The sequence below is a fragment of the Ignavibacteriota bacterium genome (genome assembly GCA_016212665.1).
Lineage (GTDB): Bacteria > Bacteroidota > Ignavibacteria > UBA10030 > SZUA-254 > FW602-bin19.
This window is the reverse complement of sequence record JACREZ010000016.1, coordinates 146,709-168,700: the sequence shown is the minus strand read 5'-3', so window position 1 is coordinate 168,700 and position 21,992 is coordinate 146,709. Positions and strand designations below refer to the sequence as shown.

Sequence of the window (21,992 nt, the reverse complement as noted above, 5' to 3'; positions counted from 1 at the left end):
CAATTTACTTTCTGGTGATTAACTATTGCTGTTCTTGATCTTTCCCTAAAATTCGATGGATGGTCGACTCGTCAATATCCAGTACAGTTGCAGCTCTTTTCAAACTTCCAGACTTCTCAATCCAATAGTCCACGTGTTCTCTTTTGAATACATTGACCGCAAGTTTATGATTAGGAATATCTAACATCTCAGTTAGAGTTCTGGATGCTTGCATGGCAGCCTCGTCTATTCTCAACAATCGAGGAGCCACCATGTTTTCATCTACAAACGAGGCACTCTCTAAAGATATATTATCCAATAAAGTCTTAAGTTCAGCATAGTTCCCGGGCCAATCATGTTTTAACATGCAATTCTTTGCCTCTTGAGTAAAATCAAATGTGAATCTCCGCTGTGCCATCTCTCTTTGCAATAGATCATCCAACTCTGAATGATCTTCTTGAAATCGTCTTCGCAAAGTTGGAATTGATAACTCGACTCCACAGAGACGTTGAAAAAGATCCAACCGGAATTTGCCTTCCTTAACAAGCGTTCTTAGATTCTGGTTGGTGGCAGAAATTAACTTGAAGTCTACTTTAATATCTGTCTTACCACCGACTCTAGTGATTACTTTATCTCTGATTGCTCTCAACAACTTGACTTGAATAGACAATGGAAGCTCGCCGATTTCATCAAGGAAAAGAGTTCCTTTTTCACATTCTTCGATAAGACCCGTATTAGCTTGTACTCCCGTAGCAACCTTCGCTTCAATCCCAAATAGTGTTGATTCTATTAGTTCTGTTGGAATAGCATTCAAGACAACCTCATGAAACGGTCCTTTTGAACGATCACATAGAAAATGGATCAATCGAGCCACAGTTGATTTTCCCACACCGGTTTCACCAATTATCAACACGTTGGGTGATGCTGGTTCTGCTGAAATACGGATTATATGTAGAAACAATTCAGTCATAGGCTTTGAGGTACCATATATTGCAATCTTCTGATAATCTGTATCAGAGGGCTTTCCTTTTTCGAAAAAAAGAGCTATCGGTTTTCTATATGGGAAAACCGATTTTTTCCCTCCTTTTAGTATTATTTCATCTGGCTGTTGATAGATTAAATTAGTTTTACGCATTTCTCCCATACGTAGAGCCTTTTCAATCATATATTCGACTGAACCAAGCCTTGCGATTTTTAAATCTCTGTCTTTTGCCAAAAAACCGTCACATCCAAGATCCAGACTTATCTTCTGATATCCACGTTGTGAATAATTAGTTAGCATTATTACTGGAATGTTTCCATAAACTGACGATTTGATTTCTTCCAAAATTTGAATCCCTGTCGGTTTCATTTCACCATCTTCCCATATAATGTCGAGGAAGATTAGATTAAAGTCCTGATTTTCTAAGAATCCAAATGCTTCAACTTTACTTACTGCTTTTTCCGCAGACATTTCATACTGGGTACTGTTATCGTTGAGCAACGTTACTAATGGATCAACTTCGTCAGGTTGATCATCGATAATTAATATTCTCAGTTTTGTTCTTGATGACATATTATTTCTCCTTTGTTTTCCATAATATAAGTGTGAATGTTGGTATTTTCGTACCATTCATTTCCATATTAACAGCAGTGAGGTCACCGCCAAACATATTCATACTACTTTTTGTTGATTCAAGACCTCGTCTGGGTGTATGCAGGAAAGATGGCAATGAATTACGAAATTTTTTAAATTTGTCACTATCCTCTTGGATAGGATCACCGGAATCTTGAATAACAATTTTCACTAATTCTGAATCATTTGGGCTGAAACAACTGATTTTTACATCTCCCCGTTCACCTTTTTGCTTAAATTTATAGTCAGAATTTGATAATAACTCTTTAATGTCCTGATAAAGGATTTCCTCGTCATGTCGTACATAAATAGTACCATTAAGAAAAAGAGGGTCGTAAGTGATATAAATGTTATCAAATTCACCACATTTTTCTGCTTCTTTTATCCTTTCTATGACCTTATTCAATGTGGTAATGTTCGCTCGGCCGTGGCGGTCTTTATAAAAACTTTCCTTATCCTTCAGGCTATTAACAATATAATTTAAATGTTGCTTCATCTTGATAAATTTCTCATCGTTTTCAATTTCTTTGAAACCGTACACTTCCTTGATTGGTTTGAGTAATTGATCAAGGAAATTAAGAGCTGCAATAGCTTTCCCCTTTATTGAGTGACTATGGATTGAATCCGCAACTTCATCAAGGACCGCCCTGTCCAAAAGTCTAAATGTAATCATGTGACAATTATTCTCCTTTATTGGAACGTAGGAAACCAGGCAATCTAATTTCTTACCTTCCGCATCCTTGAAGTTTAACAGAAATCCCTCCTTCTCTAATTTTGTTGTCGTCAACTGAAGCAGGTATTTCAATTCAGCATCATCAGCAAGAATGTCTTTCATATGTCCAGTTTGTCCATCCGTAATTTTCAATAACATATTAGTCGTTTTGGAAACACGTTCAATCATACCACTGTCCCTGAATACTATCATCGCTTGTGGTGATGCATCGATAATTGTATCTGCAAATAAACTTTGTTGATTAAGCTTACCCAATACTAAGTACATGTTACTAAAAAGCAATATACCAGAAAATGAAACTGCTTTAGCTATTAAAGCAATGGTGAAAAATACTCTATTCTCAATGATGGGATAAAATACCTGAAGTATCCCGTAAATTATAAACACACTCGCAATAACGACAGATATCCAGATATACATTTCAGGAGGATTAATTATTTTCAATGTTTCAAGGCGATCTTTGATTCGTTTAATAATTCCAATACCAATTATTACGAACGCGATCCCACCAAATATTTGGGGAGGTAATTCACGTAGAACTTGATCTGGAACGAAAAGCATAGACTCGTACTTAAACAGAATTGGAATTGTATATTTCATCTCCCAACCGTAGGTCAGGACATGTATCATTACAAGCAGTACAAACCATTTAGTTTTTATTTTTGCTTTTCCAGTCAAAAGGTAAAGCCCAGCAATAAAGAATAAAGCATTGTCCGGCAGTAATCGAAGGACATTTACGATGAATCGCATTTCAGGAATAGGTCGTTGGATAATGTTGGGCAATAAAAATCCCGTAAATACAATAATCATCACTAAAACTGCGCCAAGGAAGTACTTGTGAAATTTCTTATTCACAATCCAACCTTTAGAGTAAACTAATAAAAGCACAATAAAAATAATGACAAGTACGATAAGATTAGCAATAAAATGTGGTTGTGTCTTCAACGAATAATAAACAATTAACACACACTCGAAACGAGACTGACCATCGACATTTTTGAAATGATAGTAGGTCGTATCTGTAATTTCGGCTCGTATGCGAACCATATACAAGTAGGTGTTTTCATCGAAGTTCTGAGTCCGTGTCATAAGAATGCTATGTGCATGTGCATTATCTGGCGTAGCCCTACGAACATATTCATGGTCATCACGGGTAATGACCGAGTCACGAACGGAACGAAAATTAATTGGTCTAAAATTATTGCTCCAAAATACAATGCTTGCCGTTGGTTCGACTTTTACAATATAACCTTGTATAGAATCACCCAGAATAGATGTTTTCATCTCCCAACCCAAAACACCTATTATGTGCGCAGGATATCCATTAATCAATTCCTCTAGTCCAGATACTTCGTTACGGTTTATCATTTCTTCGCTTGAAGTGGTCAAATCGTTAATGCCGACCTTCTCATTTTCATTGTGGTCTGGGGATGTATACTTTATACCAAGGGAGTCAAGACGTTTGTAAAGCAGGGGGTTTTGCAGTTGTGGCACGAGTTGCTCATCAACCGACAAGATATTTTCAGACTGTTCAAGGAAGTAATAGGTAATTGAACCAATTAAAAGTATTACAAAGAAAATTGTTAAAAACTTCAAAATAAATTTAAATTGGTTCATACGTCAGTTCCTATTTTCATGTGATATGCTATACTACAATTGATGTGCCAACAGTCCGTGGAATGAAAACACCTCTAATTCAGAATGATTTTACTGACTCTACTCTTACGACAATACAGCCCTCATTGTATCCTTGCATTTATGCCAGACGTCCTTGCATTTCCGCAGATTCACCAATGTTCATACATCCGATATTCATCCCATTTGTTCCATTTAGTTGTACACTGGTCATCAACCCCAAAAGTGTAATAACTCATGAACCCCCTTTCATTTTAATTAGAGAAGTTAGACTTAGTAACAGAATAGAACTTACACAGACTTCTCCTATACCAATCATTGACTTCCTGACCATCTTCTGAGCCGACGTACTTGTTACGAGAAACATTCTACCCTTAACTCATAAATTCAACTTACGGGAAGATGTTTTTTATGAAGGAGTTGGGTTCAATCACAAACCGAGCAGTTCAAGCACAAAGATAATTCCGCTTCGTATTATACATCAGTTGGTACGCACGTTTACCTGCATCAGTGAGGAACGAACGAATAATCAACGTTTCCATCATTGGTTGTCTTACCAAAAACGGACGCAACAACTTTTCCCAACGAGAAACCTTCGCAAGGTTCTCAGAACACACTACGCCGTTTTCTTTTTCGTCTTGGCAAACGAGACAACCTTCCTTCCTGATTTCTTCTCTCTCTTTTTAGCGTCAGCGAGTATTGCGTCTATATCAAAATTGAATTTTGCCGATAGTTTTTCTCGGATTGCCCGAACTTCTTCTACAATTGGATCTTTGAACATAGTTTATTCACCTAATAATTCTTCCGGGGTACAAATAAAGGGTAACTCATAACCATAGCGCCTGCAAATTTTGGCAACTGATTGGATAATAACAGCATTAGCAATATGAACACAATTCCACGTCATAAGGAAATTCATATGATGAATTGTTGCATATGCAATATGAGCTGCATCCCGCGCTGCTTTCTGAGGAATTGTGCGTGTGATAAGTAATTCTTTGGCAAGTTCATTAACTTCGTTTGTAACTTCTAACAGTGGAAACAACTTTAAGACATCTAATCGTTTTGCCGCGGCTGTCTCATCGCCAGCCTTGGCTTCCTCAAGAACTAATTCGGAAATATAAATATCAAAATGTTCTCTTCGTTTCTCCCACCATTCTCTCGTAATCTGCTGATGAGCGGCAACAACCAAATCCCTGCTCGGAGTTGAGGTCAGATAACTTGGGATTGTTGTTTCAAGATAAAGTTTTTGCTTAGTTGCCATGGATGACTTGTAACTTGGTTTCCACATTAAAGTAGCAAATTGTTCTCTCTTTACCAATCAAGGATTGATAATTGTGCGACTCACCTTTCCATTTATTGCTTCAGTTTTCTTTGGGTTGATTCAATACAATTCTGAAGGAGTTGTTTCTGTGCAGTGATTCTACGTGGTGTTGCAAAATCACCGGACACTAAGACACGGAGTCTTGAATTCTCACCCATGCCTCCTTCACATGCTTTTCTTCTGTATTCGTCTGCCCTACGCAAAACCGCAAGGTAAATTTTCCATTCAGCACGGTGTGAGTTACATACATCTTCCCGCTTTTGTTTAATGTCTCAAGAAGTTGTTTGTTGGGAGCGTCTCCGTTTTTCAAACGGAAGCAGACGAGATTTAATGGTGGAGGAACAACGAGTTCAAATCGCTCGTCTGCTAGAACCCACGTTGCAAATTGTTGTGCGAGTTCAACATGTCGCCGGATGTGAAATTGCAATCCTTCAACTCCGTAATGACGAATGACGAACCAGAGTTTCAATGAGCGAAATCTTCTCCCGAGTTGAATGTGCCAATCCCGATAATCAATCACCGAGCCGGATTCGGTTGTCTGATTCTTCAAATATTCCGGTAAGATGCTGAGCGTTTTAATCAGCGTTGTACGGTCGGCAACATAAAAACAATTGCAATCGAAATTGGTGAACATCCATTTGTGCGGATTGAAGCTGTAACTATCAGCAAGTTCAACGCCGTTGTGAATGAACCGAAACTCCGGACACAACGCCGCCGTTCCCGACATCGCCGCATCAACATGAAGCCAGAGATTTTCATCTCGGCAAATCCTGCCAATGGTTTCTACCGGGTCCATTGCGTTCGATGAAGTTGTTCCAACCGTTGCACAGACGAAAAACGGAATCAATCCCGCTTCCTTATCTTTTTTGATTTGTTTCGTGAGAAGTTCAGGACGCATCGCGAATCGTTCATCAACATCAATCAAGCGGAGATTATTCTTTCCGATTCCTGCAATCTTCCCTGCTTTCTCGACTGATGAATGTGCTTGCGAAGAAGTGTATGCGACAAGTTTTCCATCGCAACCGAATTCATTTGTTTTGAAGTTCGTCGCACGTTCACGCGCGGCAAGTACAGCGCACAACGTTGCGCTTGAAGCCGTATCCTGAATTACTCCGCCGCCTGCGTTTGTTGATTTGAATTGTTCGGGAAGCCCAAGCATGTCAACCAACCAATCAAAGACGTGCGTTTCCAACTCAGTACAGGCGGGACTTGTTGCCCACAACATTCCCTGCACACCAAGTCCCGACGAAAGCAAATCGCCGAGGATTGCAGGCGCCGAAGCATTTGCTGGAAAGTATGCGAAGAAATTCGGCGATTGCCAGTGCGTGATTCCGGAAAGAATTAGTTTGTTTACGTCGTTGAGAATTGTCTCGAACGATTCTCCGTGTTGCGGCGGAGAAGAAGGAAGCGATGCGCGTATTTCTCCCGGTTGAACCTGTGAAAGAACCGGGAACGATTCGATGTTCTTGTAGTACTCTGCAATCCAATCTATGACGGCGTAGCCGTGACGACGGAATTCATCGGGGGACATGTGGAATGATTTATTTTCTTCCATTCAATTCTCTCCGTGTGGATGATGTTAAAATAATTTTGCCGGAACTATTCGTCTTTATCCAATATCCGCTTCCGGGAAGAATGATGTTTGATTCGACAAAGCCGGAGTCGTACCCAAAGAAATTCGAGTTGAGAAGATTTTCGGGAATTGTTTGAACCAGATTTATTTCGACGGTGTCAGTAATCGAGCCGATAAGATTCCATCCTTCACTCACTTCGAGCGTATCTTGTGTGATGGCGCCGCCGACTATTGGTATTGTTTCCGTTGAATCAAACTTCAGCCAATACCCTGTTCCGTTTTCGAGTGAATCTTCCGTAACGTATCCTGTCAACGGAACGAACGTGAATGCCTGAGAAGAAGCGTCAGGAAATACAATTTGCTTTCGTTGATCGGGAACCTGCACCGGAACAGAAAGAAGATTCCACCGGTTGTTCACGAAGATGGATGCAGTAACATAATTAACGATAGAAAACTTCCATGCCTGAGAATAGCCGCTCGTTCCACCGACATTTGTAGCACGAACTCTCCAGAAATAATGAGCGTAGTGCGAAGCGGATGTGAACGTCAGCAGCGTATCCAAGATTGATGAAGAATCAACAACGAGCGAAGTGAATAATGAGTCGTTTGCGATTTGAACCTGATACGTTTCCGTTGTCGGAGAAACATGCCATCGTAATGGCAATGTAGTAGTTGTATGTGTTGAATTGTTTTCCGGTGATTCAAGAATCGGCGCTTGAGGAGTTGCAACAACCGTCGTGAAATTCCAAACCGGGGAAAACGCGCTTGTTCCGAGCGAGTTCTTTGCTTTCACTTTCCAAAAATATTTCGTGTTGTACGAAAGCGGACTCATCAGTTTTGTTGTGTCCGTCAGTGTTGAATCATCAAACACAAGCGAAGCGAACAATGAATCAACAGAAAGTTGAAGATGATATGAAGTCGCATCGGTCGCTTTCTGCCAAACAAGTGTGGGACGTCTTGGTTGGTTGATAGAATTATTTGAAGGAGAACTTTGAGCCGGGGTTGGAGGAAGCGATATTGATGGACGTAGACGAAGGATTCGGCTTGCACCGCCGTAGGTTCCGTTCGCTACGTAAATAAATCCGTCCGGACCTGTTTCAATATCAGTTAACCCGGAGCCGTAGTTCAGAAATATTGTCGGAGAACCGGTGACCGAATCTCCATTTGCTGTCAGAGTAAACTGGTAAATATTTCCGGGAGAATTATTCCCTGTTACGAAGAGTTTTCCATAGAGGTCAGGAAACATGTTGCCACGATACACTGCAATGCCTGTAACGGACGGAAGTCCCGAAGACCAGTAATACATCGGACGTTTGTATTGCGGGTCGTTGCTGTACGAACAATTTCCTTCGATGGGCCAACCGTAATTCCCTCCGCTCACAATGTAATTGATTTCATCATCACATGAAGGTCCGTTTTCGGATGCATACATCTTTCCGGTTAATTCATCAAATGTAAAATCAAAACTGTTTCTGCAACCGTACGCGAAGATGGAGTTCCCGGGAAATGGATTGTCTGCAGGAATACTTCCATCAGGATTGAGCCGGTGAATTTTTCCGCGCTTGTTTCCGTTGCTTGTATCTTGTGAATTTGAGGTTACAGCATACTCACCAACCGTCACGTATAATTTCCCATCGGGACCAAAATGAATATTGCCTCCGTTATGATTTGTTGCCGTATTGGGAAGTCGGGGAATTATCATCAGCGTATCAGGATTAACACCAATTCCATTTTGGTCTTCATATCGAATAAGTTGGTTTGCACGGTCACCGCTTCTTGTATAATAGATGTACACAAACGGAGAGTCAGGGTATTGCGGATGAAAAGTAATTCCTAACAATCCCTGCTCGCCACTGCCCGTTACAGATACGGTCAGGAACGGAGTTGCAAGCAATGAATCATTCCTGATGACACGAACTTTGCCGGTATTTTTTTCTGTGAAGAAAACGCGGTTGCTTCCATCGGGAGGAAAGGCAATGCAAACGGGAAAGGCAATATCGGGCGCTTTGGCGAGCGTATCAATGCGGAATTGACTCATCGCCTTCGACGAAATCAACCCTGTCAGGAAAAATATGACAGTAAAGAACTTGAACAATTGTGTAAATGTGAACATGTATGATGTAAAATGAATGAACTGAACGTGAACAAATTAACGGAAAAAGAAGTGAAATCCAATGAAGTCGTAAACACCATTTTGAATTTGTAATTCAAATCTAAGAAGAAATCAAACTGAGTTTTTCAAATCTGATATTTACGGTTGAGTGCGTTGTTCTATCGGAGAAATATGACTCTAATTTCTGGCAGGATATATGATAGAATCAAAACGAAAAATTATCAATACAATGGCTGAAACGAAAAAAGAAAAGAAACCGAAAGGGACGATTGTCATTACGGCAGAGAGATGCAAAGGCTGTAGTTTTTGCGTCGAGTTTTGCCCGACTGATGCACTCGAACTTTCGAAGCAATACAACAAGAAGGGCTATCACCCGCCGATTCTTATCTCGGAAGAGTTGTGCAACGGTTGCAACATCTGTGGCTTGATGTGTCCCGACTTTGCAATTTATGGATTTATGTTCAACAAGAAGGGAGCAAAAGCGGCATGAAAGCAGACCCGAAAGGCGTACTGACAGGCGCGCATTTTATTGATGGCGACCATGCATGCAGCGAAGGCGCTCTCGCGGCTGGTTGTAGATTTGTCGCCGGCTACCCCATCACTCCATCAACCGAAGTAGTGGAACGAATTGCTGAACGATTTCCTCATATCGGCGGAGTATTTATTCAGATGGAAGATGAGATTGCATCTTCTATCGCGATTCAAGGCGCAGTGTGGGGCGGCAAGAAAGCCATGACGGTAACAAGCGGTCCCGGTTTTTCGTTGATGATGGAACACATCGGCTACGCAGCGATGACAGAAACTCCATGTGTGTTTGTGGATGTCCAGCGCGCAGGTCCATCAACCGGACTTCCGACGCAACCTGCACAAGGTGATATGATGCAAGCCCGCTGGGGTTCACATGGCGATTACAGCATCATTGCACTTTCTCCAAACTCGCCGCAGGAATGTTTTGATTTGACCATCAAAGCGTTCAATCTTTCCGAGCAATACCGTGTGCCGGTCATGTTTATGATGGATGAATGTGTCGGACACATGATTGAGCGAGTCATGATTCCATCGGCAGATGAGATTGAGGTCGTTCCAAGAAAATTTTATGAAGGAACGAAAGAGAACTACATGCCGTATCACGCAAACGGTGAAATGATTCCACCGATGGTGAAGGCGGGAGACGGTTACAATATTCACGTAACAGGATTGACGCATGATGAACGCGGCTATCCAAGTATGACTGTTGCGACGCAGGAAAAATTAATTCCGCGACTCATTAATAAAATTAAACTCAACGAAGAAAAGATTGCCGATTACCGCGAAGACCAAATCGAAGGGGCGGACATTGTGGTTGTTACGTATGGAATAACTTCACGCACTGCGATTCCTGCAATCGAACAAGCGCGGAAAGAAGGATTGAAAGTCGGACATCTTCGCTTAATTGTTGTATGGCCCTTCCCTGAAAAATATATCCGTTCGCTCGCATCGAAAGTAAAAGCGATCGTTGTTCCAGAACTCAATCAGGGGCAGATTGTACTTGAAGTGGAACGATGTGCCGCAGGGAAAGTTCCTGTGAAGTTGGTTCCACATGTCGGTGGGACTGTTCACAATCCAAAAGACATCTACAATGCAATAGTTTCCTTAAATAAATAGACTGAAAAAATCCGAAATCCTAAACAAACCCGAATGTCAAAATTCAAAAACTGATTATTCTTGTTGATAAATTAATATTTAGGATTTGTTTAGGATTTAGAAATTAGAAATTCGAATTTTCCTATCAAGCAGTCAGAATGATAAATAAGTAGAAATAGAGAAATAGGAGTTTATGCCTGAAGAATTATATGAAATAGAAACTGAAGTTCCGGGAAATACCGTCGAAGAATATCTTCGCATGGAGCGGATGCCGCATATCTGGTGTCCGGGATGCGGAATCGGAACGTCGGTGAATTGTTTTGGACACGCTCTCGAAACGAGCGGATTGGATTTACAGAAAGTGGCTGTCGTTTCCGGTATTGGTTGTACGGGAAGAGTTGCAGGTTATGTGAACTTGGATTCGTTTCACACAACGCACGGACGTGCTATTCCGTTTGCGACCGGGTTGAAACTCGCGAATCCCAATCTAAAAGTTGTCGTGTACAGCGGCGATGGTGATTTGACTGCCATCGGTGGAAACCATTTCATTCATGCCTGCCGCCGTAATCTCGACATGACAGTTATTCTCATCAACAATTTTACGTATGGAATGACTGGCGGACAAGTTGCGCCGACAACGCCACTCACGGCAACTGCAACAACAACTCCGTACGGCAACTTCGAGCAGTCATTCAATCTTCCCTATCTTGCCGAGTCGTGCGGCGCGGTGTATGTCGCGAGATGGACGACGTATCATGTTCGTCATCTTACCAAAGCTATTAAAGAAGCATTGGCAAAAAAAGGATTTTCGTTCATCGAAGTCCTCTCACCATGTCCGACACTTTACAGTCGTCGCAACAAAATCGGTGACGGACTTGACCAGATGATTTACTATCAGGAAAGCAGTGAAATCAAACATGGAGCGGATACGAAAACCGTCGGCTTGGATTTTCAAGGAAAGATTGTTGTCGGGAAGTTTGTTGATATTGAACGACCGACATACCTTGATGCAATGAATGAATATTACTCGAAACGATTGGGCGATAAGTTCGTTCCCTACAACGGATAAACTATGAGAACAGAAATTAAGATTGGCGGATTCGGCGGACAGGGTGTTATTCTCAGCGGGTACATCATCGGTCGCGCCGCTTCGATTTATGATAACAAATTTGCAACGATGATTCAGGCGTTTGGACCGGAAGCGCGGGGCAGTTCGTGCAGCGCAGGGGTGATTGTTTCTCCTGAAGCAATTGCGTACCCGTACATCACCTCACCGGAAATTATGATTGTGATGTCGCAGGAAGCATACACAAAATTCACTCCAGAACTTGCATCGGGAGGATTGCTGATCACGGAAGAAGAAATGGTTTCTCCGCACAATCTCAGGAAAGATGTAAAGCATTTCTCCATTCCCGCCACTCGCATTGCGGAAGAACTTGGCAAACGCATGGTGCTGAATATCGTGATGATGGGTTTTACTACCGCCGTTACCGGGTTGGTTGATGTTGAAGCGATGCGGAAAGCCGTGTTAGTCTCCGTCCCGAAAGGAACGGAAGAGTTGAACATGAACGCGTTTAATCGAGGGTATGAGTATGGAGTGAAGGCGATTCAGAATTAACCGCGGATTTACACTGATGCTGACACGGATTTTTCACCGATACATTATCTGTGTTTATCAGTGCTTTTACTGTGTCAATCTGTGGTGAATGAGTTTCACAATTTCACTGCCACTACCACAACAGTCTTCATCGCTTGCACTTGATTTCCGCCACCATCAAGCGCTTCAAACAAAATAACATAAATTCCCATTGGGACTTTCTCACGTTCATCATTCATCCCATCCCAAATTAGTTCACCGTTCGAACCACTTGGCTCATGGTCAGCAAGTGTGCGAACTAATCTTCCTTTGGAATCATACAATCGCACGCGAAGCAACGCGGTTGTAGTTGGAACCTTATAGGAAATCAGAACGAAATCTTCAAAACCATCAGCGTCTGGAGAAAATGGATTCGGTGAAACAGAAAGCGAACCTTCGCTCGGAACAACCGTTGTAAAAATACTATTTGGTTTTCCCGGAGTTCCACCGTTTGCATTAGCGCTTGTACTCCAATTTCGTTTATCCGTACTTTCATGATTCGGATTGATGCGCTCAAGCGAACGTTCAGAAACATTATCGAGCAAAGAATTATGCCAATCAGAATTGTATCGAACGCTGTCAATTGTTTTGCCGCTTAAATCGAAAAGTACTACCTCATCTCCTTCGTTATTAAATATTGACAATACAGATCTATTCAGACAGAATATTATTGTTAATGAATCTGGTTGAAGTAAATATGGGAAACGATTGAATATATAAGAAGTATCGTTTGTTACGAGGAGGAGAAGGAATCCATTCGGTGGCACGATCGCATCTACTCCGAAAGTAATAACAGAGTAAGTCAATGTACCACCAAGATCGTGTAGCCCCCAGTTCTTTACGTTCACTGGTGTTTGAGTTGGATTATATAATTCAATCCATTCACTTCTACCTGGAAGTGGATCGTACATTATTTCATTGATAACCAAAGATTTTGTTGGAAAAGAAACTCCGAGCAATTCGTTGAGCATATTGTTTGATAAACGCAAATCCTGTTCAAAATCAATTCGAACAATAATGCGTTGCTCTCCCGAAGGTGGATTATTCCAAGCAAACATTATTATTGTTGAATCGTTCGTGAGTAGCGGATCTGAAGAGTTTTGGAGCGACAATAGTTCAGATGATTGAGTGATAGAATCGTAGTTTGCATCAAAGAAGAATGAAACGCTCCAAGTCATTGCGGATTGTCGTCCCACATTCTGTACGACAACATTCAGGTTGATTGAAGAACTATTGAGCGTTGTGAAGATTCGAGAAATAGCAAGGTCGTACTCTCGCGGAGTGATGGAGTTTTGGAATGAGGGAGTGCTGAACAAAGAATCTTCCGACGTTCCCCAATTTGTTGAATCGCTTGAAGAAAGTGTGGCTTCGATTCTTTCAAGCGAATGCGAGTTTGTTCCGCCCCACGATGGAAAATATCGTACACTGTCAATCGTCGTGTTTCTATTATCATACAACACTACTGCATCCCCATTGTTACCGAATAAGAATGTCGGCATCGCTGAGACTTCAATAACGTTGGAAGTTCCCGAATGAGCCGTGTTGAATCTGGCAGTATCTTTTGTCAGAACAATATATTCAAGTGAATTAAGCAATCGGGATGAGGACGCAATGGTATATTTCGATGAAGTTGTTTTGTTGCTGATTTTCCATCCATTCAAATCAATTACCAAACTTGATTGGTTGTAGAGTTCAATCCATTCCGGTTCACTGCCCGAAGGTGCGTACATGATTTCATTTACGACAACCGTTTGTGGTTGAACGCCAACAACAAGTTGTATTTTCAGTGAATTATTCAGTGTGTCTTCATCATTCGCCGTTGTTACACGGAGAAGAAAGTTGTGAGTTCCAATCGCCAACGATGCGGAGGTAGCAATTACATTTGTTGAATCAAGCGGAGTGATGGAGTTATTGAGTTGTTGAAGTGAAAATTGTTCATCTGTTGAGAAGAGCGAATCGCCGTTTGTATCTTCATAAAACGCAACATCAAATCCGTTCAAAGCTTGTTTTCCTTTGTTGAAGATGACAGCTTGAAGTTGTACGCTTTCTCCCGCGTTAGAATTTACAGGAGAAAAACTTATTCGTCTTATCGTTACATCAAACTCTTTTCTCGTGAGCGAGTTTTTCATTCCCGGCGTTGCCCTGTTCGGATTTGTTGACGTTCCCCAATTAGATTGTGTTAGCGAAATGCCATCCGGTTCAAGCCTTTCGAGCGAACGGTTGTTCGTTCCTCCCCAACTTGAAGAATAGAACACCGAATCCATTAGAGCATTGCGGGAATCGAACAACGCGACAGCATCATTTGAATTGGTGAAATGATATGTTGGCAGTGTCGGTACATCAAGCATCACGGCAGGGATGATTGGATACAAATTGCTCAATCGCGCCGCATCTTTTGTAATAATGATGTATTGCTGTGGATTCAAATAAACATGCTGATTACTGATAAGATATTTCGTTCCTGAATTTTTGTTGCTCAGTTTCCAATCTTTCAGGTCAACAATGAACGCTGAGTTGTTGTACAATTCAATCCACTCCGGTTCACTACTTGGCGGGGCGTACATGATTTCGTTGATGATAATTGTTTGCGGTTGGTATCCAGCAACAACAAGCGCAGTCTGAGTGTTGTTCGTTGTATCCTCGTCCGATACAAAGGTAATCCGAACCTGAAACAAATGATTGCCAAACGAAATATCAGTTCTTAATTCCTGTATAGTGACTGAATCACCTGTAGTCAAGGAATGAAGCGTGACTGTTTGAAACAACTCATCAGCAGTGAAGAGTGAATCGTTGTTTGTATCTTCAAAAAAACTGACATCAAACGAAGCCGCATTGTTCTTTCCATTGTTAAAAATTGTTGCCTGAATTTGAATGCTATCTCCGACACTTGGGAAAGGAGGAATGAAAGAGAGCGACCGAACAAGAAGGTCGAAATCTTTTGGTGTGTGTGAGTTTTTCATTCCCGGAGTTGCGCGATTGATGCTGTTCGATGTTCCCCAATTAGCGTTACTGTTTGATGAATCTGTAGTTTCAATCCGTTCGAGCGAGCGGTTATTTTTTCCTCCCCACGTAGAATGATAATAGACGCTCTCCATCACGACACCGCGTTGGTCGAAGATTACAACCGCATCGCTGTCGTTGTTTTGCGTTGGCATTGACGGAAGTTGGAGATAATGTTGAATAAAAGGATATGGTTCTAACAAAGCCGACGAGTCCTTTGTCAAAACAAGATATTCATTCTGATGAACCCATAAATCCGAATTTGTAATTGTGTAACGAGTAGTCGTTGTCTTATCGGAAATTTTCCAGCCTCGCAGATTGATGGAATCGGAAATGGTTGAAGTGAGTTCAATCCATTCCGGTTCCGGAGAAGTCGGTGCATACATAATTTCATTCACAACAAGCGAGCGAGGTTTCCATCCAACCGAAATTGAAATCATCTGACTGTCGTTCGTCGAGTCTTCGTCGCCTGTAACTTTCGCTTTGGAGATTATTCTGTACATCCCTGCAGTCGGGAAAGTGATTATTGTTTGAACAGTTGCCGAATCATTTTGATGAAGAACCGCATTGACAAGCCTCGTTGAAATCAATTCCGAAGATTGAGGCAATGAGTCGTTGTTTGCATCGAGATAAAATGAAAGGAGAAGATTCTGTACGGAATCGTTACCGATGTTTTTGACAGTCGCACTGATAGTAATTGAATCATCAACAAAAGGAGTGAGGGGTAGAAATGAAACAGACGTTACTGCAACATCAATCTGAGTTGCAGTCGTTACAGAAATATCATCGAAGCGAATGGTCCCCGTTGTTCCCGTTCCATCGCCAACTATTCGCCAACGAAACCGAACATTGTTTTTTCCTGCAAGCGAATCGGGCAGAGCGACAGCGCGAAGAACGTACGATGAACTGACATTTTTCAATGTATCTGAGATGGAAAAAAAAGTTTGTCCGCTATCGTTCGATGCTTCAATGAGAAGTACGGAGTTATGAGTGCCGGAACGCCGCTCATAAAAGGAAAGAGTCTCCGGTTGTTCGTTTGAAAAATCAAAAAAAGGAGAGTAAAGATTTTGGCTTACAGTTGCATTTGTACTGATGACCGCGTGCGGAGTTGAACGAACAGAAGAAGTGGAAATAGTAAAATCGTTTTTTGATGTATCACGATTTCGTGAAGAACTCCAGCCAACTGGCAACAATGTGTCAGCGTCAAAATGTTCTGTGAAAGGAAATTGCTGAACTTGAGCTACCAGCAGAAACGGAATGAAAAGAAGAGCGAGAGTTTTTAGCGCGCGCATTGTACCTCCAATAAAAGTTAATAGTTCATTTCATTGTTCATGGCTTAATGTAATATCAAAATCGGAAATCTCAAACCACGAAGTACATGGTTACTTCGTTTTGTTTTCGGTCCAAACTTGTATCAAATTCAAAATCATCTCGGTAGTTTTTTCCATTCCTTTCACAGGAATCCATTCGAGTTTGCTGTGGAAGTTCTCTCCGCCGGTGAAAATATTCGGGCAGGGCAAACCCATTTCAGTTAAATTCGAGCCATCAGTACCTGCGCGAACGGAGGTAAGTTTCGGTTTGATGCCGGAACGCTTGCATGCTTCGAGAGCATACTCTATGACAAACGGAACTTTATCAAGTTCCAATTTCATATTCCGGTACGATGGTTTTATATCAACGTCTATAATAGTGCCGGGAAATTTCTTTTCCGTCTCTTCTTTGAGTGAATACAACATCTGCCGTTGTTTCTCCAATCCGCTCAACTCAAAATCCCGTAAGAGAATTCTTATGGTTGATTTTTCAGTCTCAAGTGTTCCGCTGTATGGGTGGAGAAATCCCTCCCGTTTTTCCGTGGTTTCCGGTCTCATCATTTCAGGTATATGCGAGATAAAATATGATGTCGCGTAGAGCGAATTGACCATCAATCCCTTCGCTTCTCCCGGATGAAAACTTTTTCCATGCACCGTAATAGTCGCCGCATCCGCACTCCACGTTTCATTACTGATTTCTCCAAGTTCGCCGCCATCAATTGTGTACGCGTAACTCGCTCCAAATTTTTTCACATCAAATTTTTCAATACCTGCGCCGGTCTCTTCGTCAGGCGTAAATGCAATCTTGAGTGTTCCATGTTTGATGGAAGGATTGTCCCTGAGAATTTCAAGCGCCGACATGATTTCCGCAATTCCTGCTTTATCATCCGCACCAAGGAGTGTCATTCCGTCTGCTGTAATGATGTCGCTGTTGATGTACTCCTTCATGCGTGGATTTTTTTCGATGGAAAGTATTTGTGAAGAATCATTCGGAAGAACGATGCTTCCTCCCTGATAATTTTTGTGAATAATTGGATTGACGTTACTTCCGCTTACCGATGGAGAGGTATCCATGTGAGCAAGCAACCCGATGACCGGTATGTTCGTTGCCAGAGCATCCGGAACATTGGCGGGAAGCGTTGCATACACGATGCAAAAACTATCAACGAAAGCATCGCTTAGTCCGAGTCGGTGAAGTTCTTCAACGAGTAATCGGGCAAGTGTGAATTGCTTCTGCGTTGTGGGAACGGTTGAGGAATTTTCGTCAGACTGCGTGTCAATCTTTACATAACGAAGAAATCGTTCGACGACTGTTTCTTTGTTGGTTGATAGTTGTGCATACGATGTCGTAATCAACACAAAAAAGAAAAAATAAATGCGCAGTGTGCCTTTCACAAAACTCCTTTAGTAAATGAATGATGAAGAAGCGGAGCGAATATTGAACGTCTCAGTTTCCGAGAACTAATTTCCGCCCATCTTCTAAAATACTTTTGACCAATTCCTTGCTTCCTGCTTCCGAGTAAATGCGAACAAGCGGTTCGGTGCCGGAAAAACGAATGAGCAACCAACTTCCGTCTTCGAGGATGTATTTGAAGCCATCGGTCTGGTTAAGTTGTGCGACATTCAATCCGGCGACTTGTTTCGGGGTTTGTGTTTTGAGTCTTGTTAGAATTGTTTCCTTCTGGTTTGCATCAATGACCGTATCAATTCTGTCGTAATGATGCTCGCCGACTTTAGAGAAGAGCCACTGCACAAGTTCCGACGGTTTCTTTTTCGTGCGGCACATGAAATCGAGAAAGAACAATCCGGCGAGAATTCCATCCCGCTCCGGCACGTGATTGCGGAACGCATAGCCGCCACTTTCTTCTCCGCCGATGAGCGCGTCGGTTTCCATCATCTTTGGCGCGACAAACTTAAAACCAACTCCGGTTTCATGAACCGGAATGTTGTACAACTTCCCAAGCGAATCAAGCATGGAAGTTGTGGAAAGTGTTTTGACGATTGCGCCGCGCTCCCCTTTCACTTCAAGTAAATACATTGCAAGCAATGCGTACGCTCGAAGTTGGTCAATGAATTGCCCGTTCTCATCTGCGAAGCCGCATCGGTCTGCATCGCCATCGGTGATGAGAAGAACATCTGCGTTGTGTTCACGGACTTTTTGTAACCCGACATTGATGTTGGGAATAATTGGTTCCGGGCGACTCATTTCCGGGAAGATTGGATTTCGCTCGCTGTGAATTTCGATGACCTGAGTTTTTCCACCGGCAAGCAATCGGGAGAACCAACCAGCGCCGTTGCCCCACATCGGTTCTACAAGCACTTTGAATCCTGCCTGTTTGATTGTTTCAAAATCAACCATGCGTCGAAGTTGTTCATCATACGCGGGAACCGGGTCGAACTTCATAATCAAGTTAGATGAAATTCCGTCGGCAAATTTCATTCGCCGTACATCGCTGACGCTATCGGGAATGAGCGCTTCGATTTTCACCAAACCTTCCGGGTCAATTGCGCCGCCGTTTTCATCACGTACTTTGAAACCATTATCGGTTGGTGGATTATGACTCGCCGTGATGTTGATAGCACCGAGCGCTTTCCGTGCTTTTACGCTGAACGAAATGACAGGAGTCGGAATTCCTCCGCCGCAGAAGTGAACGGGAATTCCATTTGCCGCAAGAACTTCTGCCGCCGTTGCCGCGAAATTCTCCGAGTGAAATCGCCTGTCGCCACCAACAACAACGCCACGCGTGAGTTGTTCAGATGAGTAAACAGATTTGAGATAGCTTGCAAAGCCCTGCGTGCATCGTCGGACGTTATCGAACGTGTAATCTTCCGCAATAACTCCGCGCCAGCCGTCAGTTCCGAATTTGATTTGTGTTGTCATGAAAGAAAATATGAAGAAAGGTGAAAAATAAAAAACTAACTTCCGGCGTTTAATGCATACTGAAAGAGCAACACAACAGTAGAATAATCGAATGTCTGATTATGCTGGAAGTTCAGTTGCATCTTGATTTCTTTTTCCAGGTACCAGTTCATACCTACATGGTAACTTCTATTTATAGGATACGTTTCGATGTATTTTCCACCTCCGAGATATCTGGAATCGTAGTAATTCCACCAATCGAATCGAGCAGCAAATTCGATCTCATCGGAAGTTTTCTTTCCAACATCAACATGGAAGCCGGAAGTTGGAAGTGAAGTGAGTCCATGTACTTTTAGATATTCAATTTCGAGCCAATTGTCATTGTAATCTATCTTACAATCTGCTTCCCAGAAAATGCTTTCGTCAAAACTGTAATCGTCATAATTAAAATCGTTGTAGTCATTCGAGTATGCAAAACTACCTTGTAGTTCGATATTTAATTTTTCATCAATTGTTTTCCTTTGGTAAGGAATGAAAGATATTTTCCCGGAGTAGAGTGAAAGATTATCATCAACGTTGGAGGTTCCTCCGCCTGCTGAAAGATTCAAAACGTATGAAAGTTGTTGGTCGAGCATTTTCCCCCGAACTTGAACTCCCTGTTGTCGACCTGCATTGATATTTTCACTTGCAAGGGACCGATTGATAAAAAGTAAATTAGCGTCTTTATTCAAATACTCTTTTCCGAATGGGATCTTGAATTGCCCTGCATCAAAGCTTAGGTATTCCCGAAAATTGTACGAAAGTTTTACATCAAGCAGATCGAACGACCGATTAATATCTAATTGTGTGAAGAAAGAAAATTTTTGAGTTGGCGAAGTGAAAAGAAAAAGCCGTGTTCGCTTCCTCCATGTACCGGTAAGTCTGGTTTCTGTTCCATCGTTGAATAATCCGCCTGAAAGTTGTGCAAGCACTCCCACCTTCGGTTGATTCAATCCCAGAAACGATTGCACAGTCTCGGAGACTGAGGATGAATCTTTTTCTTGAGCTTGTATTGAGGCAAAGCACAAGAAAAAAAGTACCAACAGGAAAATGGTCTTGTGGAAAAGAAAATTCATCATCTCAGTCTCTTTGATTGTTTAAATAAATTTTACACAGTTCACCGTTTGACGTTTCATGTTACAGCATCAAACAGTTACTTTATTGTAGTTACTTGAAGTCGCATCTTGCGATATCAATTTTCTGCATATCATTTTCTCAGAACGCGCTCATCCCCGGATAAATCGCGGTAATATCCAACTCTTCCTCGATGCGGAGGAGTTGGTTATACTTTGCAACCCGGTCGGTACGACTTGCTGAACCGGTTTTGATTTGTCCGGCGTTGGTTGCAACAGCGATGTCGGCAATTGTTGTGTCTTCCGTTTCGCCGCTCCGGTGACTGATGATTGTCGTGTAACCGTTTCGCTTCGCGAGTTCGATGCAATCAAGCGTTTCGGTCAGTGTGCCGATTTGGTTGACTTTGATGAGAATCGAATTTGCAACGCCCTGCTCAATTCCTCTGGCAAGAATTTCCGTGTTGGTGACAAACAAATCATCACCGACGAGTTGCACTTTATCGGCAAGAGCATCGGTGAGCATTTCCCAACCCTTCCAATCGTTCTCCGCCATTCCGTCTTCGATGGAGATGATGGGATACTGCTTTACCCATTTCTCATAAAACTTCACCATCTGTTCAGCGTTCTTTGATGACTTGTCCGACTTGTAGAAAACGTATTTTCCTTTTTGCCACATTTCGCTTGATGCGACATCAAGTGCGAGGTAAATATCTTTTCCTGCTTTGTAGCCAGCGTTGGTAATTGCCTGAAGAATCACTTCGATGGCTTCGTCATTCGATTTCAGACTTGGCGCAAATCCCCCTTCATCGCCAACCGCAGTGTTGTACCCTTTCTTGTTCAAGACAGATTTGAGCGAGTGAAAAACTTCCGTTCCCATGCGTAATGCATCGGCAAAACTTTCCGCGCCGGTCGGAACAATCATAAACTCCTGGCAATCAACATTGTTGTCCGCATGCTTTCCGCCGTTGAGTATGTTCATCATCGGAACGGGAAGCACTTTTGCATTCACGCCACCGAGATACCGATAGAGCGGAAGTTGTAACACATTTGCCGCCGCCTTGGCAGTTGCAAGCGAAACACCGAGCATCGCATTCGCTCCGAGTTTTGCTTTGTTGTCGGTTCCGTCGAGGGCGCAGAGCATCATATCAACACCGACCTGATTCGTCGCATCGAAGCCGATGAGTTTCTCGGCGATGATGTCGTTCACGTTCTTCACGGCTTTCAGAACGCCTTTGCCGTTGTAGCGTTTTTTGTCGCCGTCGCGAAGTTCCATCGCTTCGTGTTCGCCGGTGGATGCGCCGCTCGGCACAGCCGCCCGTCCGGACACGCCGGATTCCAGCATCACTTCAACTTCAATAGTAGGGTTTCCCCGTGAATCCAAAATCTCACGGGCGTAAGCATCAATAATAGTAGTCATAGTTTCTCCATAGATTAGTTTTCAAAAAAAAAGTGTAGTGAATATCGGAAATGCTGTGACAA

At 42.4% G+C, this 21,992-nt stretch carries 15 protein-coding genes; 4 read left to right on the top strand and 11 right to left on the bottom strand.

Annotation, left to right across the window (positions count from 1 at the left end; all coding sequences use genetic code 11):
- Window positions 1-22 precede the first annotated feature (22 nt).
- The 6 genes from HY960_05515 to HY960_05490 form a co-directional block, all read right to left on the bottom strand.
- Window positions 23-1,534 (bottom strand): sigma-54-dependent Fis family transcriptional regulator, encoded by a 1,512-nt coding sequence (locus HY960_05515; GenBank protein ID MBI5215191.1) that lies wholly within the window; start codon window positions 1,532-1,534, stop codon window positions 23-25.
- A 1-nt stretch (window position 1,535) separates the two neighbouring features.
- The gene (locus HY960_05510) at window positions 1,536-3,944 is read right to left on the bottom strand and encodes a sensor histidine kinase (GenBank protein ID MBI5215190.1); all 2,409 of its coding nucleotides are present in this window, start codon (window positions 3,942-3,944) and stop codon (window positions 1,536-1,538) included.
- A 634-nt stretch (window positions 3,945-4,578) separates the two neighbouring features.
- Window positions 4,579-4,743: a hypothetical protein gene (locus tag HY960_05505; GenBank protein ID MBI5215189.1), complete on the bottom strand. Its 165-nt coding sequence runs from the start codon at window positions 4,741-4,743 to the stop codon at window positions 4,579-4,581.
- A 3-nt stretch (window positions 4,744-4,746) separates the two neighbouring features.
- Window positions 4,747-5,253 (bottom strand): type II toxin-antitoxin system VapC family toxin, encoded by a 507-nt coding sequence (locus tag HY960_05500; protein MBI5215188.1) that lies wholly within the window; start codon window positions 5,251-5,253, stop codon window positions 4,747-4,749.
- A 160-nt stretch (window positions 5,254-5,413) separates the two neighbouring features.
- The gene (locus tag HY960_05495) at window positions 5,414-6,817 is read right to left on the bottom strand and encodes an aspartate aminotransferase family protein (protein ID MBI5215187.1); all 1,404 of its coding nucleotides are present in this window, start codon (window positions 6,815-6,817) and stop codon (window positions 5,414-5,416) included.
- A gap of 10 nt (window positions 6,818-6,827) precedes the next feature.
- Window positions 6,828-8,972, bottom strand: a complete 2,145-nt coding sequence (locus HY960_05490; protein MBI5215186.1) for a PQQ-dependent sugar dehydrogenase — start codon at window positions 8,970-8,972, stop codon at window positions 6,828-6,830.
- 229 nt (window positions 8,973-9,201) lie between these two features.
- Between HY960_05490 and HY960_05485 the strand changes: the two genes are divergently transcribed.
- The 4 genes from HY960_05485 (at window position 9,202) to HY960_05470 (ending at window position 12,213) form a co-directional block, all read left to right on the top strand.
- Window positions 9,202-9,462 (top strand): 4Fe-4S binding protein, encoded by a 261-nt coding sequence (locus HY960_05485; protein MBI5215185.1) that lies wholly within the window; start codon window positions 9,202-9,204, stop codon window positions 9,460-9,462.
- Entirely contained in the window at window positions 9,459-10,616 is a 1,158-nt protein-coding gene (locus HY960_05480; GenBank protein ID MBI5215184.1) for a 2-oxoacid:acceptor oxidoreductase subunit alpha, read from the top strand. The genes HY960_05485 and HY960_05480 overlap by 4 nt, the downstream gene beginning before the upstream one ends.
- A gap of 172 nt (window positions 10,617-10,788) precedes the next feature.
- Entirely contained in the window at window positions 10,789-11,664 is an 876-nt protein-coding gene (locus HY960_05475; protein ID MBI5215183.1) for a 2-oxoacid:ferredoxin oxidoreductase subunit beta, read from the top strand.
- A gap of 3 nt (window positions 11,665-11,667) precedes the next feature.
- The gene (locus HY960_05470; protein ID MBI5215182.1) at window positions 11,668-12,213 is read left to right on the top strand and encodes a 2-oxoacid:acceptor oxidoreductase family protein; all 546 of its coding nucleotides are present in this window, start codon (window positions 11,668-11,670) and stop codon (window positions 12,211-12,213) included.
- Between the two features lie 95 nt (window positions 12,214-12,308).
- On the opposite strand, the gene HY960_05465 is transcribed toward HY960_05470, so the two are convergent.
- From HY960_05465 to eno, 5 genes are all read right to left on the bottom strand, one after another.
- Window positions 12,309-16,523 (bottom strand): lamin tail domain-containing protein, encoded by a 4,215-nt coding sequence (locus tag HY960_05465; GenBank protein MBI5215181.1) that lies wholly within the window; start codon window positions 16,521-16,523, stop codon window positions 12,309-12,311.
- Between the two features lie 90 nt (window positions 16,524-16,613).
- A complete protein-coding gene (pepT, locus tag HY960_05460) occupies window positions 16,614-17,894 on the bottom strand; it encodes a peptidase T (GenBank protein ID MBI5215180.1) in 1,281 nt (426 codons plus the stop codon).
- A 94-nt stretch (window positions 17,895-17,988) separates the two neighbouring features.
- Entirely contained in the window at window positions 17,989-19,422 is a 1,434-nt protein-coding gene (locus HY960_05455; GenBank protein ID MBI5215179.1) for a phosphoglucomutase/phosphomannomutase family protein, read from the bottom strand.
- 35 nt (window positions 19,423-19,457) lie between these two features.
- Window positions 19,458-20,411 carry a hypothetical protein gene (locus HY960_05450; GenBank protein ID MBI5215178.1) on the bottom strand — a complete coding sequence of 318 codons (954 nt, stop codon included), beginning with the start codon at window positions 20,409-20,411 and terminating at the stop codon, window positions 19,458-19,460.
- Window positions 20,412-20,655: 244 nt separating this feature from the next.
- A complete protein-coding gene (eno, locus tag HY960_05445) occupies window positions 20,656-21,930 on the bottom strand; it encodes a phosphopyruvate hydratase (protein ID MBI5215177.1) in 1,275 nt (424 codons plus the stop codon).
- Window positions 21,931-21,992: the final 62 nt, after the last annotated feature.

Coding starts and splice junctions, on each gene's coding strand:
- HY960_05515 (MBI5215191.1), bottom strand. CDS start 1,534: ATGTCATCAAGAACAAAACTGAGAATATTAATTATCGATGATCAACCT.
- HY960_05510 (MBI5215190.1), bottom strand. CDS start 3,944: ATGAACCAATTTAAATTTATTTTGAAGTTTTTAACAATTTTCTTTGTA.
- HY960_05505 (MBI5215189.1), bottom strand. CDS start 4,743: ATGTTCAAAGATCCAATTGTAGAAGAAGTTCGGGCAATCCGAGAAAAA.
- HY960_05500 (MBI5215188.1), bottom strand. CDS start 5,253: ATGTGGAAACCAAGTTACAAGTCATCCATGGCAACTAAGCAAAAACTT.
- HY960_05495 (MBI5215187.1), bottom strand. CDS start 6,817: ATGTCCCCCGATGAATTCCGTCGTCACGGCTACGCCGTCATAGATTGG.
- HY960_05490 (MBI5215186.1), bottom strand. CDS start 8,972: ATGTTCACATTTACACAATTGTTCAAGTTCTTTACTGTCATATTTTTC.
- HY960_05485 (MBI5215185.1), top strand. CDS start 9,202: ATGGCTGAAACGAAAAAAGAAAAGAAACCGAAAGGGACGATTGTCATT.
- HY960_05480 (MBI5215184.1), top strand. CDS start 9,459: ATGAAAGCAGACCCGAAAGGCGTACTGACAGGCGCGCATTTTATTGAT.
- HY960_05475 (MBI5215183.1), top strand. CDS start 10,789: ATGCCTGAAGAATTATATGAAATAGAAACTGAAGTTCCGGGAAATACC.
- HY960_05470 (MBI5215182.1), top strand. CDS start 11,668: ATGAGAACAGAAATTAAGATTGGCGGATTCGGCGGACAGGGTGTTATT.
- HY960_05465 (MBI5215181.1), bottom strand. CDS start 16,523: ATGCGCGCGCTAAAAACTCTCGCTCTTCTTTTCATTCCGTTTCTGCTG.
- HY960_05455 (MBI5215179.1), bottom strand. CDS start 19,422: ATGACAACACAAATCAAATTCGGAACTGACGGCTGGCGCGGAGTTATT.
- eno (MBI5215177.1), bottom strand. CDS start 21,930: ATGACTACTATTATTGATGCTTACGCCCGTGAGATTTTGGATTCACGG.